Below are 17,856 nucleotides of genomic sequence, written 5' to 3' on the forward strand. Positions count from 1 at the left end.
TTGCCGGCGGCTTATGCGTGCGCGGCGTAACATAAGAAGAGACACCATGCGGAAACCTGAAACGATTGCTAAGTCCCTTATCGCGCGGATTAACGTGGCCGTTGCGGTAAAAATGACCATGCTGTTTGGCAGCATCTGGTGTGTTTATGCTTTTTTTGTGTTCTCGCTGGTGCCCGTTCTGCTTCCCCAGTGGCAGGATACACTGTTGTACATCAGTAACTGCATTCAGCTAGTGGCGCTGCCCGCTCTGATGGTTGGTAACGCGGTCCTAAGCCAAGGCGCGGACCAGCGTGCATCGGAAGACCATGCCGCTTTGCTGGAAATTCTGTCGGATGTGCGCGAAGAACTGGCCGACCTTAAGGATAAAACAGCCGGTATTGCGCGCGATACCTCTGAGGCGCTGCAACGCCCTGCGGTTACGGATGTTTCCATTTCTGACCAGACGATTGTGCTGGGGGATAAATCCAACGAAGAAGGAAACTAAATCCATTTCATGCGCTAGAGTCCTGCTAGGACAAGGAGCATGAAGGGAAGGTGTGCGCTGGATAAGGGTTGCAAAAAGTATCAGACCATATGGGGCGTATGGGCCTGTTATGGGGTGTCTGCCGTCTTTACTGCCGCATTGGTCACACCCGCGCGGGCGGCGGAGCCTGTGCAGGCAGATAAAACACAGGTTGTAACAGTCCATGCCAACCCGGCGCATTTACCTGCTGGTGGAGGGCTGATCCGCCCTGCCACTGAACCGCAGGCAGAAAGTGTGATCAATGCGGAATATATTGCCCATCAGGCTCCTTCCGCCACAGCGTTTGACCTTGTTGCCCAATTACCGGGTGCAGTCGTAAGCGGGTCAGACCCATTTGGATTTTCGCCCCAGACCAATATTACCGTGCGTGGCATGAATGGGGATGCCATAGGCTATGTGCTTGAAGGGATGCCCCTGAACGACATTGCTTATTACACAGGTTACCCCAGCCAGTTTGCAGATAGTGAAAATTACGAAACCATTGGCCTACAACAGGGGGCTCCCGATCTGGATAGCCCGGTTCTGAATGCTGCGGGCGGGTTGATGAAGCTCCGCTTTAAAACGCCTGCGGACAAGGCCGGCGGCATGTTTGATACGTCTTACGGTTCATACAACACCAACCGCCAGTTCCTGAGGTTGGAAAGTGGTGATGTGGCGCAAACTGGTCTGCGCGGGTTTGTATCCTACTCCCATGCGGCCACGGATAACTGGCGTGGTCCGGGGCGGGATGAGCGGCAGCATGTGGACTTCAAGCTGCTTAAAACATGGGGGCAATATAGCAATGCCGCGCTGCTGGGCTCATGGAATCAGGCGATAGACAGCTATTATCCGCAGGTTACAAAAGACGCTTGGCAAGCCGATGGTGTGCATGGGGCCAACAACCTTGCTGCCCGTTACAATGCGGGGAACGATGTGGGGGGAACGGATTACTGGCGGCTGGCCCGCCAGCCAGAACGTACATTGTATATGGCAGCCCCCGTTAACCTCAACCTGACCCGTGGGTTGGACCTTAAAATTACCCCTTATGCGCAGGGAGCCTATGGCAATGCCCCCGGTGGTATGCAGTTGCCAACAACCGGGTTGTTCAATGGTGTGGAGCCTGTGCAGCTTACGCCAGATATGGCTAATAATCCGAGCGGTATTATGTCAGTACGGACGGATTATACGCAGCGGAGTTATCGGTCGGGGTTTACCGCGGCGCTGGACTGGAAGCGCGGTCCCAATGATCTGGTGCTGGGCTACTGGTACGATTATGGAGATGACACGGAAAAACAGACGTTTTCCACGCTGGATTTATCAGGTTCAGCCGGCTCCATATGGGGCGGGAGCCCGCTACGCAGTGCTGATGGGCAGGAACTGTGGGGAGCCAATAACCACACAATTTCCCAGACCAATGCGCTGTTTGTAGGGGATCGCCTATCCTTGTTGCACGATAGGCTGCTGCTAAGTGCGGGCTTTAAGGAAGTCATGTTTTCCCGCGTGGGGACAAACGCCATGCCCGGCAGCACATACCGTGTTAGCACAAACACGGCAGTTCCCTTGCCGCGTGTGGGCGCCAGATTGCAGATAACGCCGCACCATCAGGTCTTTTTCAACGCAACAACCAATTTCCGCACTCCGGCGGAAACAGCCCTGTATGATGTGTACGATCCGACAAGTGGAGCCGTGGAACAGAAAGGTACCAACAGCCTGAAGAACGAGTATTCCATAGCCGAAGAACTGGGATACCGTTATGCGGATGATATGGTGGTTGGGACATTAACACTGTTCAACTACAATTTTACAAATAGGCAGGTTGCAACGCTTGTTATGCTTAACGGCGCTCCGGTGCAGTCCACCATCAATGCAGGCGGACAGACCACGCGGGGCGTGGATGTGGAGGTGGGGTTAAGGCCGTGGCACCATATCAGCCCCTATGTTTCTGGCGAGTATTTGCATTCCACCATAGATAACGACCTGTATTCCGGCACAGAGGTGTTACCGACCCGTGGTAAAAGGTCCGTGCGGACTCCTACCCTTCAGGCGGCGGCGGGATTGACGTATGATGATGGGCGGTTTTTTGGTGTAATGACTGTCAAATATACCGGACACCAGTACGCGACCTTTATGAATGATGAGCGTATGCCATCCCACGTAACAGGGAACCTCGCTCTTGGTTACCGGATGAAGGACGTATCCGTGCTTCATGCGCCTGAGTTCAGGATGAATTTTATTAATATTACCAATCAGCATTACCTGTCTGGCGTGGCGGACCCAACGCTGAATGCGCATGATACCGTGGGGCGGCATGGGAGTGTGGTTTCGGGTCAGTCTCCTGATTATTATATTGGTGGTGGGTTTGCGGCCCTGTTTACCGCATCCACTGGTTTTTAAGGCGTGAGCACAGGGCCTGTGGCGCAGTTCGGGGTGCTTGGTGTGCAGGGGAAAAGGGATTGGCCCTGCCTGACCTTGGAAGAGTCCACAGAAGTTCTTGAGTTTTTCCAAGGCATTGCGCGACCATGTCATGTGGCGTGGCATAGTATGCGCCCGTTTTCTGCTGTGGCACGCGTTCAGCTTGAAGGGCAGGGGGAATGCCTGCTCAAGCGACATCATGTTACGTTACGTTCAGTCAAATCTCTTGAAAATGAACATAATTTTGTAAAATATCTCTATCATAGAGACCTTGCGGTAAGCCCGCCATTGCGAACGCACGATGGTCATACGGCATTACAAATGGGGGATTGGACCTACGAGGTCTTTTTGCCTGCAAAGGGTGCTGATTTTTACCGGGATGTTATGTCCTGGCGGCCTTATTTTTCGTCTCAACAGGCGTATGGCGCAGGTAAGGCTCTAGGTGCCCTGCATCTGGCTGCGGCAGACTATGCAGGGCCTGCCCGTTGTGAGGAGGAACCGGCTCCTCTGGTTTCTGGTATGCAGGCCATTGGTCAGCCTGAGTTGATACCCGCTTTACGGCAGTGGGTCGCGCGGCAACCGTATATGCTGCCAGCTCTAGTAAATCGGGCATGGGAGCGGGACGTGCAGGACGTGCTGGTGCCGTTCCATCAAGCCTTGCAGCCGCTTTTGCCCCATATTGTGCCAGCATGGGGGCATGGAGACTGGCACGGTTCCAACCTGCTTTGGAATATGGATAGTGTATGCAGCATTCTGGATTTTGGCATGGCAGATCGGACGTGCGCGCCATTTGATCTGGCCGTAGCACTTGAGCGGGCTGTGGTGGATTGGCTGGCTCTGCCGGTCGTTGGTGGCATTGCATGGGAGCAGGCGGAGGCTTTTCTGGCTGGGTATCAGTCCGTCCGGCAGTTGAGTGATGTGGAGTGCAGGCAGGTCGTGGCTTTTCTGCCTCTTGTGCATGTTGAATTCGCCCTTTCCGAAGTTGGGTATTACGCTACTTTGGTGAAGGACCCGGCCTCGGCCGAAGTCGCATATACAGATTACTTGCTAGGGCATGGGCGATGGTTTGCCTATGGCGAGGGCAAAATGCTGTTGGACAAGTTACCCGCCATGCTTCGCCGTACCAGAAGAGGTTGGAGCCAGCATGACGACACTTGAGTGGATGGCGGCTTTAGCGAGTGCTCTGGGTGTCTGGTTAACGGGGCAAAGGCTGGTAGTGTGCTGGCCTGTTCTTATTCTGGCCTCGCTTCTGTATGGCATGGTGTTTATGCAGGCTGCGCTGTATGCGGATGCCGCCTTGCAGGGCGTGTTTGTTGTTTTGTCCGCTTATGGCTGGTGGCAATGGTTCTCCGGCGTACAGGTCTGGGGCAGTGTTCAGGTTGTGGCATACCCTAAGGTCGCTTTGATGTGGCGGGATATGGGTCTTACGGCTATTGCCGGTCTGGCACTGGCTCTAGCGCTGCATGACTGGACGGATGACCCCACGCCCACGGCAGATGCCATGTTGAGTGCATATAGTATTCTGGCACAGTTCTGGAGCGCGCGCCGGTATCGGCAGAACTGGCTGTTATGGATGGCCGTGGATGTTCTTTACACGGTTCTGTTTCTGGAGCGCGCCTTGTGGGTTACGGCGGCCCTTTATGCGGCTTTTGTGGTTCTGGCTGTTAGAGGCTGGCAGAAATGGGGGCAGACTCCACTTCCACCAGTCTCGGGATAAAATTTTGCCGGGGTCAGGAAAAAATAATGGTACGGTGGCCGTTCAGCATGACCCGGTGTTCGGTATGGAGTTTGACCGCGCGGGCCAGAACCTGAGATTCAATACCTCGCCCTGTCGCAATATAATCATCGGGTGAGAGGTTGTGGCTGACACGGGCTGTTTCCTGCTCAATAATCGGCCCTTCATCCAGATCCGCCGTGACGTAGTGAGCGGTTGCGCCAATCAGTTTGACGCCACGGGCATAAGCCTGATGGTAGGGGCGCGCGCCTTTGAAGGACGGCAGAAAAGAGTGATGGATATTGATGATCCGCCCGCTGAACTCAGCACTCAGGCTGTCCGAGAGAACCTGCATATAGCGGGCAAGAACAATCAGGTCTGTTTGTGTGGTGTGCACAAGTGCGCGTAGCTTGTCTTCCTGCTCCGTTTTGTTCTGGGCGTTTACAGGCCAGTAGTAATAGGGAATCCCAGCCTGCCGTGCTGTGGCTTCGCTATCCTGATGGTTGGAAACAATAGCAACAATCTCGGCCCGCAACCAACCAACACGAACCTGATACAGCAGGTTGAGCAAAGCATGGTCAAACCGGGAGACCATAATAATCATACGTGGCAGCACGGCGGCATCATGCAGGCGCATGTTCATGCCAAACTGCTCCGCTACGGGGGCAAGGCAGGTTTTTATGTCCGCCATGCTGGTGTTCTCTGGCGTGGAAAAAGCCAGCCGCATGAAGAGTTGGCCCGTACTGCGGTCGCTGAACTGGTGGGTTTCGGTAATGTCAGCCCCCTGCTGCGCCAGCACAGTGGTTACGCCAGCAACAATGCCTGCTTTGTCCGGGCAGGAAAAAGTAAGAATGAACTGCATGAGGCTCTGTTTGCTCCTCGGGTCTTTAAAAAGTGGTTGCGCGCAGAGTGTGCCAGTCGTGGCCGTATATGCGCAATTGGCAGGCAGCGCATGGGCGAACTCATCTGTCACTTCATGGTAGGCCTGTCGGGCTGTGGATGAATTGCCTCAGACCGACTCGTTGTTGCAATGCGACGTCAAGGGGGGAGGGCGTCATAAAAGCTTAAAAAAGCTACAACCCGCAGGAAACAGACATTTTTTGTACTGTTTTGGGGGGAGGGGCAGCAAGCTTATCCACAAGGAAAGGGGACGGATTGCGGGAAAACCCTGTGGATAGTTTTGTGGAAGGCAGGCAGATGCACATGTTTCATCATCTTTCTGCATTTGTTCCTTCTTCCACGTTGTCAGGGTATGTGAGGGAGGGAGTGGGTTCGCATTTTATAAAAACCATGCCAGTTAGGCTGCGTTAGAGATAGATTCTGTTTATCTCGGCCTTGTGTATCAACCTGCCATTCATAGCCCGCTGGAGCAGATTTTTTTCTATGCGTCTGACTTTGTACACCGACTACGCGTTACGCACTCTTTTGTATCTGGCCGTACATACGGACAGGCGTGTTTCTATACGTGAGGTGGCTCAGACGTATGGGATTTCCGAAAATCATCTGGTCAAGATCATTCATCACCTTGGACGTGGAGGTTTTGTGCATACACAAAGAGGCCGCGGTGGCGGGCTGACACTGGGGCGCGCGGCTGAGGACATATGTGTGGGGGATGTGGTACGCCATACGGAAGAGGACATGGCGCTGGTAAGCTGCATGGCGCGCCCTGTGCAGGAGAATGCGGTGACCTGCCTGCTGTCGGGCGGCTGCCACCTACGCAGTGTGCTGGGTACCGCGCTAGAGGCATTCATGGGGGTGTTGGACAAGGTCACACTCGCAGACCTGTTGCAGCCGTATGAACGTCGGACATTAATGCAGCCGGAAAATCCAATACTTCCATAATTCTGGCAAGGATGGGGATAGATCAATGGCACAAAAAGGCAAAATTGCGCTGGTTACAGGGGCCACGGCCGGGTTTGGGCACGCCATAGCTCTGCGCCTTGTGCGTGAAGGCTACCGTGTGGTGGCGACCGGGCGCAGGCAGGAACGGCTTGAGGCATTGGCTGGGCAGGTGGATACCGGGCGTATTATGCCATTCCGGCTGGATATGACCGACCTGAGCGCCGTAAGAGCGTTGCCAGAGAGTTTGCCCGAAGGGTGGCGGGAGATTGACGTGCTCGTCAATAACGCCGGTCTGGCGCTTGGGCTGGAAAAAGCATGGCAGACCAACCCGCTGGACTGGGAAAAAATGATTTCCACCAACGTTACAGGGCTGGTGGAAATAACACGTGCTTTGCTGCCGGGAATGGTCGCCCGTAACAGCGGGCATGTTCTCTCCCTCGGCAGTACGGCTGGCACATACCCTTACCCTGGGGCCAATGTTTATGGCGCCACAAAAGCATTTGTAGACCAGTTTATGCGGAATTTGCGTAGCGATCTGCTGGGTAAGCAGGTCAGGGCCACCACCATTGCGCCGGGCCTGTGTGGGGGGAGCGAGTTTAGTCAGGTGCGGCTGGGGGATAAAAGCAAAGCGGATGCTGTTTACCAAGGCACTGCACCGTTGTTGCCAGAGGATATAGCCGAAACAGTGGCATGGGTACTTGGCCTGCCCGCGCATGTTAACATCAACCATGTGGAAATGATGCCGACCTGTCAGGCTTCTGCCGGTCTGGCTGTGGACCGGACTATGCTGGGTTAGGCTTCAGATACTGCCCCGAAAAAACACCAGTGTGCTTTTCGGGGCAGCATAAAACCGAATAAAACGGATTATTCGGGCACTTTACAGGCAATGCACAGCTTGTTGCCGTCCGGGTCACGCAGGTAGGCAAGGTACAGCGGCCCAACGGGGGATTGGCGAACACCGGGTGGGTTTTCTATGGCTTTGCCGCCGTTTTCCACGCCAGCTTTGTGCCACGCATCCGCCATGGCGGGTGTTTCGGCTTCAAAACCGATTGTGCCACCATTGGCATGGGTGGCGGGTTTGCCATCCAGTGGAGGTGTCACAATAAAACGCATCCCATGCTTGGCATAGGTAATGCGGCCCTTGGCATTAATTTCTGCCGGAGGGATGTTCATGGCAGCAAAAATTGCATCGTAGAATTTTTTGGAGCGGGCAATATCGTTACTACCCACCATGATGTGCGTGAACATGGTTTATCTGTTCTCCAGCGGTTGGAACGCCCAGAGGATGGCGCGCCAGACCGCGTGCGGCAAGCCCCGCTCAGCTTATGCCCGCAATGCGCGCAAACCGTTGCTGGCGTTTGAAAAACAGTTTTTCCGAAATTTTGAATGCAACCGACTGTAACCAGCTATGAGGGGGCAGGCCGGTAATCTTGAACACCATGGTTGTTACGCGGCGCAGGTGCTGGGGCCGGTAGTTCCGCATGGCCCGCGCCATGTAGGCTGCAATGCAGTGCGTGTGGTCGTAAGGCTGGTCCGCTGGTTCGTTGGTTGTGTAGTAGGCGGAGGCCAGTTCATCATCCTCGGTTTCCGTCACGCGGCCCAGAGCAATGCGGACCCGTTGGAAAAGGCCAATGTTCTCGCGCTTCAGGTAACGGCGCATATGGTCATAGAAGAGTTTGAAGTGCCGGAATTCATCCGCCGCAATCTGTTTGCACAGGGCTTTTAGCACGGGTTCATCCGTGGCATCTGCCAGAGCGGAATAAAAGGAAGAGGTGCCGGTTTCCACCATACAGCGGGCAATCAGTTCTCCTGTGCGGGAGCCGCGAACAGACTGGTCCACGTTTAGCGGAATTTTGTAAAAGTCGCGGTAGCGGAGGAAGGCGGCTTTGTAATCCCATGTGGGGTCAGCCAGCATGGCCCAACGGCCCAGCGCATCCCCGTGCTGGATTTCCTCTTCCGCCCAATGGTCGGCAGCAGTGCAGAAGTCCGGGTCGCTCCGAAAAACGTTATTAAGGTATAGCGCATAATCCACGCTGTTGCGCTCCACAACAGCGGCCGCCTTAATGGCGGGAATCAGTTCCGGGTCAACTTTGGAGGGATCAAACCTGTCCCATGGCAGTTGATCAATCTGCCAGTGCTTCATGTGCCGGACCTCCTGCTATGCCAAATCTGTTGCGTCCCTGCATGGGGTGTTCTGGGCGGATATGCACAGAACACCCCATGCAGGACATGCTGGCGGATTTTTTAAACCATATGACGTGTTGGCAAAATGGTGCGCGACAAAAAACCACACCTGTTTTGAGCGCGCCACATGTCTTGCATCGGTTGGTTCCAATGCAAGCTCAGGCGGCGCTGCTGTGTATATGGCATGGGTGGCGGTCTGCTGGAACAGGGAATTTTATGGTGGGGGCACGTCTGCGCTGTGTGTCAGGCGTTTTCGCAGTTGGTGGCGGGGAGTGTGTCTTCCTCGGGAGGAAGAGGCCGGGGGCGGCGTTTCTCATCCAGCGCAACAAAAATGAACTCACCTTCCGTCACCTTGGAGGTGATGTGGGTGTGCCTTGCCCTGCGCCATGTCTCCACATGAATAGTCAGGGAGGTGCGCCCGGCCCGAATGATTTTTGTGTAGATGCTGACCTCATCCCCCACGACCACGGGTTCAAGAAAGACAAGGCTGTTGATCGCAACGGTAACGCAACGGCCATTGGCCCGGAAGGCTGCGGTTGTACCCGCTGCAAGATCCATCTGTGAGACAATCCAACCGCCAAAAACATCTCCGGCCGGGTTGGTATCGGTCGGCATGGCCACAACACGGATGGTCGGCACACCTGGCGGTAGATCGGAGCTGGATGAACGTGGCATCGCAAGTATGTCCTTAAAATCTCTCTGGGCCGCCTGGAGCGGCATAAGCTGGTTTACCAGATAAGCAGACTTGGCCCGGAGATGCCTCCTCAGTTTTATGTGATCTGCATGTCGCCCCCGCACATCTGCTGTCAGAAACAGGCCAGAGCGCGGGCAAAGTGGCAGCTTAATTGCGGATCAGGATATAGTTCACCGTGACATCGAAGTTGATATACTTGTCTTTCATATCCGGTGGTACGGGCGGTAGCTGCGCCCCTTGGAACATGCCAATGGTTGACGCGTCCAATGCCTCTGTTGATGAACCGGTTTCGAACACTTTGAACACATGGCCCGACCGGTCCAGAATGACGTGCACAGACGTGCTGCCTTCCTCACCGCGTGCGGCGGCATCTGGTGGGTAGTAAAGGTGCCGCTGGATCCACGCATCAATTTCCGCACCATAATCACTGCTAACACCGTGCACGCTTGTGCGTGACGCGTAGTGTGCGTTCAACTGCCCGTTTTCCACCATGGGGCCAATGGAGAGGTCAAGCGGGGCGGAAGAACCGCCCGGACGCCCACGGAGGGTACGGCGCGGGGCAGGTGCTTCGTTAAACGAGTAATCCATTGGGTGCTGGAGCAGGGATTGCAGGTTTTTGGGGAGTTGCTGGGTTGCACGCGGGTGCTGCACAGCATGGTTGGATTGCTTTGCCGTAGGCTTGTGCTCAGTTGGCCGTGTTTTCTGGGGCGTGGGGCGGGGCTTTGGCAGGCCATCATCCGACTGGGGCAGGGGCGGCACATCTGGTGCGGCTTCGCTGGGTTCGGGGGGAGCTGTCTGGGTATCAGGCTGCTGTTCCGCCGGTGGGGGCGGAGCGGCCTGTGGCGCAGCGTTGCCACCGCCTGCATCGGGCGAATGAGGACCAACCATCCCTGTGGAAGGGATTGGTTGAGAGAAAACCATTTCCACAGAGGAGGACTGGCTGGCCTGAGGGGACCCGGTCTGCCCATGATGGGTGGCCTGATACAGAAGAGCCGCTAGCAGAATAAAATGCGCCAGCGCCGAGGCGGTAAAGACCGGCCCTAGCGTGGGGTCTGCATAAACATCCTTGCGGATGAGCGGTGTGGACGTGCCGCGTACCGCACCCCCCGGTGGTTTGGGCACAGGGCTGAATGGGAACAGCCGTAGCCGTTGCTGGCCTGCGGCGTCCTCGCTCCCAGCAGAGGGGGCGGCGTTGGGAGTTGGCCGTGTGGGCCTGAGGCGAGGCTCCTGCCTGTTGGGCAGGGGGGCATTCTGGCCTGTGGAAGAACTGCGCTTATCGACCATGAACCGCCCGAGTTCTCCCTTGCCCTGCATGAGTAATGGTGTGTGTGGGTGTATAGCCCATTTGTAGGCTATTTTGCCATCGCTCATGCCCCGGTGCCAGAGAGAACTTTACAGGGGCAGAACGTATGCGTGTTATAAAAAATCACTCATGGCTTAGTCCTGTATGGCAGGATGGCCTGCCATACGGGGCTGGACAGTTTTACCAGATTTTAACGCGCTGTTGCGGGGAGAGGTAAAGCTTGTCCCCCGGCTGCACGGTCCACGCATCGTACCATGCGTCAATATTATGCATGGGCAGGTTTACGCGGGCTTCTGGGGGGGAGTGGGGGTCCGTTACCACAAGCCGACGGATGGTTTCCTCCCGCAGCTTTTCGCGCCAGACCTGCGCCCAGCCCAAAAAGACCCGCTGATCCCCACTTAGACCATCAACCACTGGAGCGGGTTTACCATCGAGCGAGGCATGATAGGCGTCCAGTGCGAGTGTTAGCCCACCCAGATCGGCAATGTTCTCGCCCATGGTCAGTTTGCCGTTTACGTGGATGCCGGGCAGCACTTCAAACGCGTCATACTGTGCGCCAAGACGATCGGCCAGTTTCTGGAACCTTTCGGCGTCGTCCTTTGTCCACCAGTCGCGCAGGCGGCCATGCTCATCAAACTGGCGGCCTTCATCATCGAATGAATGGGTCATTTCGTGGCCGATGACACCACCAATGGCGCCATAGTTAACCGCTGGGTCCGCCTTGATATTGAAAAACGGTGGTTGAAGAATGGCGGCGGGGAACACAACCTGATCAAAAAGCGGGTTGTTGTAGGCGTTGACCGTCTGGGGAGTCATGTCCCACTCGTTCCGGTCCACAGGTTTGTCCAGCCGCTCCAGCCAGTAGTGCCATTCAAACGCAACCCCATTGCGGGCGTTGCCATACACATCGCCTTTTTTAACAGCAAGGGTTGAATAATCGCGCCACCTGTTGGGGTAGCCAACCTGAATTTCAAAGTTTTCCAGTTTGCGGAGGGCGGCTTCCTTGGTGGCGGCGCTCATCCAGCTATTGTTCTGTAGGCGGACTCTAAAGGCGTTTTTCAGGTCGGTGGTCAGTTTCTGCATAACCACGCGGTTCTCCGCGGGGAAGTAGCGCTGCACATACACCTTGCCCAGCGCCATGCCCATGGCGGCGCTGGTGGCCTGCACACCACGCTTCCACCGTGCGGTCAGTGTTGGCTGCCCGGTCAGGGCTTTTGTGAACACAAAGCGAGCCTGTTCAAAGCTGTCAGGCAAGTAGGTTGTGGCGTTTTCCACCAGATGGAAGGCCAGCCATGCACGTAATGTGTCCATATCCGTTGCGGCCAGCACCCGGGCTTCTCCCGTAATGGCGGAAGGTTCGCCAACAATCAGGAGGCGCTTATCCAAGTCCTGTGTGGGGAGTTCGGACGCACCCAACCATGCGGCCCAGTCAAACCCCGGGGCTTTGGTGTTCAGCTCTGCCAGAGTCATGGGGTTGTAGGTTTTTTGCGGGTCACGCAGGTCCGCACGCGCCCAGTGCACTTCGGCCAGTTTGCTCTCAAAAATAACAATGGCGGCAGCGGCTTTGGTCGGTTCGGGCCAGCCTGCCAGCGTGAGTGCCTTTTCAATATAGGACTGGTAGGCGGCTTTTTTTGCGGCGAATGTGGGCTTCAGGTAGTAGTCCCGGTCCGGCAGCCCCAGCCCGGCCTGATCCAGCGTAAGCGCGTAACGCGTGGGGTCTTTGGCATCTGGGTTGATCCCAAGGGAGAAGGGGCCAAACTGGAATGACCCGACGGCCGTACCAGTTAGGGCCGCAAACCCGGCCATGTCCTTTATGGCCTTGATGGCGTCCATATCCTGCTGGAGTGGCTGCGTGCCAAGGCGCTCCACTTCTGCCGCATCCATGTAGGACGCATAGAAGGTTCCAAGCTTTTCTTCCGTGCTACGGGGGTTGGTGACCGGGTGGGCGGAAAGGTCATTCAGAATACTCTGCACCCGCGTGCGGGAGAGTTCGGCCAGCGCGTTAAACGGCCCGTAGCTGGTCATGTCCGCAGGAATAGTCAGATGGTCCAGATAGGTGCCATTGGCGTAGCGGAAAAAATTGTTCCCCGGAGATACGCTCAGGTCGCGCCCAGCAAGGTCAACGCCCCATGCACCAAAGCTACTTTCCGCCGTTTGGGGGGCGGTCTGGGAGGCTGCATGGGACTGCCCCGCCAGGCTGCCAGCGCCAATAACGGCAGAAAGCATGAGGGCATGGCGGAAAATGGCACGCAAGGACAGATCTGGCACAGGTAAGCTCCGGTTCTTTATTATATGTGTTGGCGACACTACGGATTGCTGGCCGTGTTTTGCTCACAAAACACAAGGTGAACTCACCTTAACCAGCTTGTTCCTGACTGCCTACCCTCTGGCGGGAAGAGGTTTTCTTAAAAAAAACCTTACAGTTGGTGACGGCATTATTACACAGTAATCTGCATGAATAGCGCTCTCATTTCCTAAAAAATAAGAGGGATAGGGCGGAACAGCCTTGCGTAGGGGGGGCTGTTTCCGTCATGAGAGAGCCAGCCCTGTTGAGGGAGCATGGCTTGCCTGCCAGACGAGGCAGCGCATTGGTGGCGGAGGATACAGACTATTTTGGGGCAGCAGGAATACGGCTTTCCTCCGGTTGCGCGGACCCGGGTTCGGGGACAGAGGCGCTGGCAGCTTATGGTCTGCTGTGCGGGTCTGGCATCGTTGGGTCTGTTTGCAACTCCCGCCGTCAAGGCGGAGACTGGCGAGGCAGGGGAGGGCACGCTCAGCCGCCAGCCCAAAAGCTCCGTGGCGGCAAAGGCGGCCGTTCCGGCAAAACATGGCCCGGTCGCGGCCCACGCAGTAACGCATGTGGATGTGGGCGGCCACCGGTATGACTTTGCCTTTCCGGCCGCTCAGCACGAGCCGGATGCCACAACCCGCCTGAGTGCCGAATTGCTGCGGGACAGGGATGTGACAACCCTGCGTGGGCTGGAGCGTGTTGCCCCTAACCTGACCATGCAAAGCATCAACGGTACGGCATCGACCAATTTTTACCTGCGTGGCGCAGGGTTTAACGATTTTACGCAGAATAACATGCCTCCCGTTCTGACGTATATGGATGACGTGGCGTATCCTTATGCCGCCATGAGCAACGGTTTGCTGTTCGATCTGGCGGATGCCGCGGTGGACCCGGGGCCTGTGGGCACAAAACATGGCCAGTCCACAACAGGGGGAGAGGTGCGCCTGCGCACAAACGACCCCACCTCAACATGGCATTACGGTGCTATGGAAGATATTGCCTCCTATGCCCGCAGCCGGAGTGAGGCTTATGTTTCCGGCCCTTTGGCAAAGGGATGGAGCTTTCGGCTTGCAGGGCAGACGCGGCAGGGCGGTGGGTGGCAGTATAACCCGACCAACGGCGCACATCTGGGGGACGCCGATCTGTGGGCGCTGCGTGGCAAGCTGCGCTGGCAGCCCAATGACCGTACGACCATTCAGTTAGGTGGCCATTTTGTGCAGGATAACAGTCAGGTGGTTACGGCTGTTCCTGTTTACAGGCTGATCGGCTCACAGGCTTTGCCGGGTTTTGGCATGGGGCGGCAGGCCGAGTGGTCCTCGCGCCCGGAATTTGCCAACCTTGTTGGGCGGGGTTCAAGCCTTAAACCCAGCGAACATAACCAGTATTGGGGAGCGGACCTACGGATCATTCATGATTTTGGCCCTGCTACCTTTACCGCCATTAGTGCTTTTGAGACCGAACGGCAGGGCGAATATACGGATCAGGACGGGACGGCCCTTGCGCAGGCAGATACGTACCGCACCATAGATGCCAACGTGTTTACGCAGGAAGCGCGGCTGAATGGTGCCGCCCTGCATGGTCGGCTGAACTGGGTTGTGGGGGCGTACTACCAGCGTAGCCGCATGAACCAGCGGTTTTTCTTTGATTATACGGACTACACCGCCCGTGGTTACATGATGGCCACAAGCTTTGGCATGAATCAGGAAAGTGTTTCCGAATTCGGGAATGTCAGCTACCGCCTGCCGCATAATGTTACAATCTGGGCAGGACTGCTGCATGAGTTGGATGACCGGGGCATAACAGGGCTGACCTCCCAGATCTTTGGCGGCACAACCAGAACCTTTACGCCAGAGAGCACGGCAGCCAACCAGTTTGCTGGGCAGGTTGGGGTTTCGTGGCAGTTTCTGCCTCAGGCTTTGCTGTATTATAAGATGAGCAAAGGTTTTAAACCCGGTGGGTTTACAGCCAACAATACTCAGGTGCAGGCCCAGCTTGACCCGTTTAAGCCAGAAACGGTGCTGACCTATGAGCTGGGGCTTAAATCCGACCCCATTCCCGGTCGGTTACGCCTGAATGGCGCTGCATTTTACAACGATTTTCATAACCAGCAGGTTGTTGGAACTGTTCTGATCCCCAACTATGGGCCGTTAAGCGAAATTACCAATGCGCCCAAATCCCAGAGCTGGGGGTTTGAGGCTACACTGGAGGCCCATCCGTTTGGGCATTTGTATCTGTTACAGAACATTGGTTGGCAGCGTGGAGATTTTCAGAATTTTCCCAACGTGGACCGTGCCGCGACCAATGCCTATTACAAGGCACATAATGAGTGGAAAGCCATAGAGCGGAATTTTGATGGGGTGGATAATGGCTCTCCCAAACTAACCCTGAATGGGGAGGCCACATGGCGGCAGCCTTTGCCTACAGGTTACAGGCTGGATTTTGGACCGGACTGGCAATACCGGGGTAGTCAGGCCATTGCTGTGGGGGGAACGGGTTTTTACCGTCTGCCGCCTTATTTTCTGCTGGGCGCGCACGCAACCCTACATTCTCCGTCCCAACTGTGGGATGTTACGGTTTATGCCCGTAATATTCTGGACCGGCACTACGCGGAAAGTGGCGGTATGGCCACAACCACGTACTTTTATATTCCCGGTGAACCGCGTTTTATTGGCGGGCGGATTGCCTGCCATTTCTAGCAGGTTAAAGCCGTAGTCTGGCCCCTTAGGTGCAAAAGGGGCATGATGGCAGCATGATAAAACAGGATGTACAGACAGAAACCTTCCTGCTCCGGCTGGGAGGGCAGGCGGTGCATGTCCGTCAGATGGGTGCTGGGGCAGGTTTGCCACTTGTGCTGGTGCATGGTTTTGGCGGCAGCCTGACCAACTGGCAGCTCACCCAGCATGTATTGGCCACCAGCCGACGGGTTATCGCATTTGACCTGCCAGGGCATGGCAAGTCTTCCGCCTTAGCTACGACGCCAACACTGGCGCATTTTGCAGATGTTGCCAGCCGTGTTTTGGCAGGTCTGGGAGTGGGTAAAGCCCATATTCTGGGGCACTCTCTGGGCGGTGGCATTGCCATGTCCATGCTCAAGACATACCCGCAGCAGGTGGCAAGCCTGTCTCTGCTGGCCCCGGCCGGGTTGGGTCGGGATGTGAATATGGCGTTTATTACCGGCTTTATAGAGGCTAACACCGTAGCAGACATGAGTGCTGCCATGGCTATGGCTGTGTATAATCCAAAGTTGATAGGGCGGAAGGTTGCCGAGTTTCTGGTAGAAGCCCGCGCTGTGCCCGGTGCGCGTGAGGCCCTGCGCACCGTTGCCCAGACCTGTTTCCCACATGGGGAGCAGGCCAATAATTTACGTCCGGTTCTACAAAGCCCATCATGCCCCGTTCATATTATATGGGGGCAGGAAGATCGGGTTCTGCCAGTTACGCAGGCGCAGGGGGTGCCAGCGCATGTGCCCTGCCGTTTTTTGCAGGGCACTGGCCACCTTCCCCATATCGAGCAGGCGGATGTGGTCCACGCTGCGGTAAAAGATTTTTTGCGAGTGTGTGAAAAAACCTGATCGTGTCAGTTATTTTTATTATGCCTCCCCCGTTTTTATTCGGGGGAGGAGGGGGTCAGTCCATTCTGACTGGTGGGCGCACAAAGCCATCCAGCCAGTCTGTAAAGCAGGCAATGGCGCCACGGACAGGTCCGTAAAGTTCAAACTGGTGCTGGCGGTACAGGGCCATGTGCCCAAGGCGGGCGCTTAGGCCGTGCAAAAAGCCGCCGCCAAAGGTTTTGCCATCGGCAAATGCACCCCAGCCATTATAGTCCCCAAGGGCAACAATGGCGCCTTTGTTACGAAAGCGGAAGTCTGGAACAGGTTTTTTGTTAAAGATGTAACCCGGAAGGTAGCGTGCCAGATGGTGCGCCTGCTGGCGGGCAACCTGCGCCGTGGGGGCCAGTGGTGCATCTTTGATAAAGGAGCAGTCACCCACAGCAAAAATATGCTCATCCACCGTGCTTTGCAGGTTGGGCTGAACGGTGAGCTGCCCCCCACGCTGGCATTCCAGCCCATCCATATTGCGTGTGACATCAGGCGCCTTCACACCAGCCGCCCAGACCCGGAACTGGGCATTAACACGCGTACCATCCTTGAGGATAAAGCCCTGCTCATCCGCGCCGCTGACCATGGTGCTGGTACGGACCTGAATGTTCAGTTCTTCAAGCTGCTTCTGCGCTGCCTGCGATACATTTTCGGGGAATGCGGGCAGAATACGGGGACCGGCTTCCAGCAGGGTTACGCGCATTTCTGGCGTAACGGGGGTAAAATTGTACAAGGACCCGATATCAAGCGCTTTGTGCAGCTCGGCTGCCAACTGCACACCGGTTGCTCCCCCGCCAACAATGGCAATATCCAGTGGAGTGCCACGCCCGTAAGCCTGAATAATGGCATGGCGGAAGCGTTCGTTAAAATTGTTGGCCTCAACCACGTTGTCCAGGAACATGCAGTGTTCCACCACGCCAGGGGTGCCAAAGTCATTGGCGCGGCTGCCAATGGCAAAGACCACAGCATCATAATCCAGATGCCGTTCCTCCAGCAGAAGTTGGTTGTTTTCCTCCGTCAGTGGCGCCAGCGTTATGCGTCGGTTGGCACGGTCAAGTTGCGCAATTTCGCCGTAGCAAAAGCGGAAGCCGTGGGCCGCTGCGTGGGAGACAAACGTAATCCGGTCGTTTTCGTTCCGGGCAGTTCCAGCGGCAAAGCAGTGGAGCATGGGCTTCCATACATGGCTGAAACCCTTGTCCACGAGCGTGATTTCCAGTTTGCCAGAGCGGCCGAGCGTGTTGCCCAGACGGGTTGCCAGGGCCAGACCGGCAACACCTCCACCAATAATCACGAGCCGGAACCTGTTCGTCATATCAT

The 17,856-nt window shown here is 56.1% G+C and carries 15 protein-coding genes; 8 read left to right on the plus strand and 7 right to left on the minus strand.

Annotated features, from left to right (window positions below):
* Positions 1–46 precede the first annotated feature (46 nt).
* The 4 genes from AGA_RS04990 to pnuC are packed head-to-tail and all read left to right on the plus strand — an operon-like array spanning position 47 to position 4,631.
* Positions 47–484, plus strand: coding sequence for a hypothetical protein (locus AGA_RS04990; protein WP_059023281.1), 438 nt, complete (start codon positions 47–49; stop codon positions 482–484).
* A 39-nt stretch (positions 485–523) separates the two neighbouring features.
* Positions 524–2,896, plus strand: coding sequence for a TonB-dependent receptor (locus AGA_RS04995; RefSeq protein WP_059023282.1), 2,373 nt, complete (start codon positions 524–526; stop codon positions 2,894–2,896).
* A 3-nt stretch (positions 2,897–2,899) separates the two neighbouring features.
* Positions 2,900–4,072: a phosphotransferase enzyme family protein gene (locus tag AGA_RS05000; protein WP_059023283.1), complete on the plus strand. Its 1,173-nt coding sequence runs from the start codon at positions 2,900–2,902 to the stop codon at positions 4,070–4,072.
* Positions 4,059–4,631, plus strand: coding sequence for a nicotinamide riboside transporter PnuC (gene pnuC / locus AGA_RS05005; RefSeq protein ID WP_059023284.1), 573 nt, complete (start codon positions 4,059–4,061; stop codon positions 4,629–4,631). Before AGA_RS05000 ends, pnuC begins: the two co-directional genes overlap by 14 nt.
* A 13-nt stretch (positions 4,632–4,644) precedes the next feature.
* Here the strand turns inward: pnuC and purU are convergent, their stop codons facing one another.
* Positions 4,645–5,490 carry a formyltetrahydrofolate deformylase gene (gene purU, locus AGA_RS05010; RefSeq protein WP_059023285.1) on the minus strand — a complete coding sequence of 282 codons (846 nt, stop codon included), beginning with the start codon at positions 5,488–5,490 and terminating at the stop codon, positions 4,645–4,647.
* A gap of 521 nt (positions 5,491–6,011) precedes the next feature.
* Here purU and AGA_RS05015 point away from each other — a divergent pair.
* Entirely contained in the window at positions 6,012–6,470 is a 459-nt protein-coding gene (locus AGA_RS05015; RefSeq protein WP_059023286.1) for an RrF2 family transcriptional regulator, read from the plus strand.
* Between the two features lie 25 nt (positions 6,471–6,495).
* Positions 6,496–7,266, plus strand: coding sequence for an SDR family NAD(P)-dependent oxidoreductase (locus AGA_RS05020; protein WP_059023287.1), 771 nt, complete (start codon positions 6,496–6,498; stop codon positions 7,264–7,266).
* Between the two features lie 68 nt (positions 7,267–7,334).
* Here AGA_RS05020 and AGA_RS05025 read toward each other — a convergent pair whose 3' ends face one another.
* The 5 genes from AGA_RS05025 to AGA_RS05045 all read right to left on the minus strand — a co-directional run bounded on the left by AGA_RS05025 (position 7,335) and on the right by AGA_RS05045 (position 12,877).
* Positions 7,335–7,718: a VOC family protein gene (locus AGA_RS05025; protein ID WP_059023288.1), complete on the minus strand. Its 384-nt coding sequence runs from the start codon at positions 7,716–7,718 to the stop codon at positions 7,335–7,337.
* A 70-nt stretch (positions 7,719–7,788) separates the two neighbouring features.
* Positions 7,789–8,613 (minus strand): ferritin-like domain-containing protein, encoded by an 825-nt coding sequence (locus AGA_RS05030; protein WP_059023289.1) that lies wholly within the window; start codon positions 8,611–8,613, stop codon positions 7,789–7,791.
* Between the two features lie 284 nt (positions 8,614–8,897).
* Positions 8,898–9,329, minus strand: a complete 432-nt coding sequence (locus AGA_RS05035; RefSeq protein ID WP_059023290.1) for an acyl-CoA thioesterase — start codon at positions 9,327–9,329, stop codon at positions 8,898–8,900.
* Between the two features lie 166 nt (positions 9,330–9,495).
* Positions 9,496–10,719 (minus strand): energy transducer TonB, encoded by a 1,224-nt coding sequence (locus AGA_RS05040; protein ID WP_231946029.1) that lies wholly within the window; start codon positions 10,717–10,719, stop codon positions 9,496–9,498.
* A gap of 112 nt (positions 10,720–10,831) precedes the next feature.
* Entirely contained in the window at positions 10,832–12,877 is a 2,046-nt protein-coding gene (locus AGA_RS05045) for a M13 family metallopeptidase (protein ID WP_083503669.1), read from the minus strand.
* Between the two features lie 333 nt (positions 12,878–13,210).
* Here AGA_RS05045 and AGA_RS05050 point away from each other — a divergent pair, with 333 nt between their 5' ends.
* Both AGA_RS05050 and AGA_RS05055 read left to right on the plus strand, forming a co-directional pair.
* The gene (locus AGA_RS05050) at positions 13,211–15,637 is read left to right on the plus strand and encodes a TonB-dependent receptor (protein ID WP_231946031.1); all 2,427 of its coding nucleotides are present in this window, start codon (positions 13,211–13,213) and stop codon (positions 15,635–15,637) included.
* A gap of 53 nt (positions 15,638–15,690) precedes the next feature.
* A complete protein-coding gene (locus tag AGA_RS05055; protein ID WP_059023291.1) occupies positions 15,691–16,512 on the plus strand; it encodes an alpha/beta fold hydrolase in 822 nt (273 codons plus the stop codon).
* Positions 16,513–16,567: 55 nt separating this feature from the next.
* Here AGA_RS05055 and AGA_RS05060 read toward each other — a convergent pair whose 3' ends face one another.
* A complete protein-coding gene (locus tag AGA_RS05060) occupies positions 16,568–17,851 on the minus strand; it encodes an NAD(P)/FAD-dependent oxidoreductase (RefSeq protein ID WP_059023292.1) in 1,284 nt (427 codons plus the stop codon).
* Between the last annotated feature and the right edge of the window lie 5 nt (positions 17,852–17,856).

Source organism: Acetobacter ghanensis (genome assembly GCF_001499675.1).
Classification (GTDB): Bacteria; Pseudomonadota; Alphaproteobacteria; order Acetobacterales; family Acetobacteraceae; genus Acetobacter; species Acetobacter ghanensis.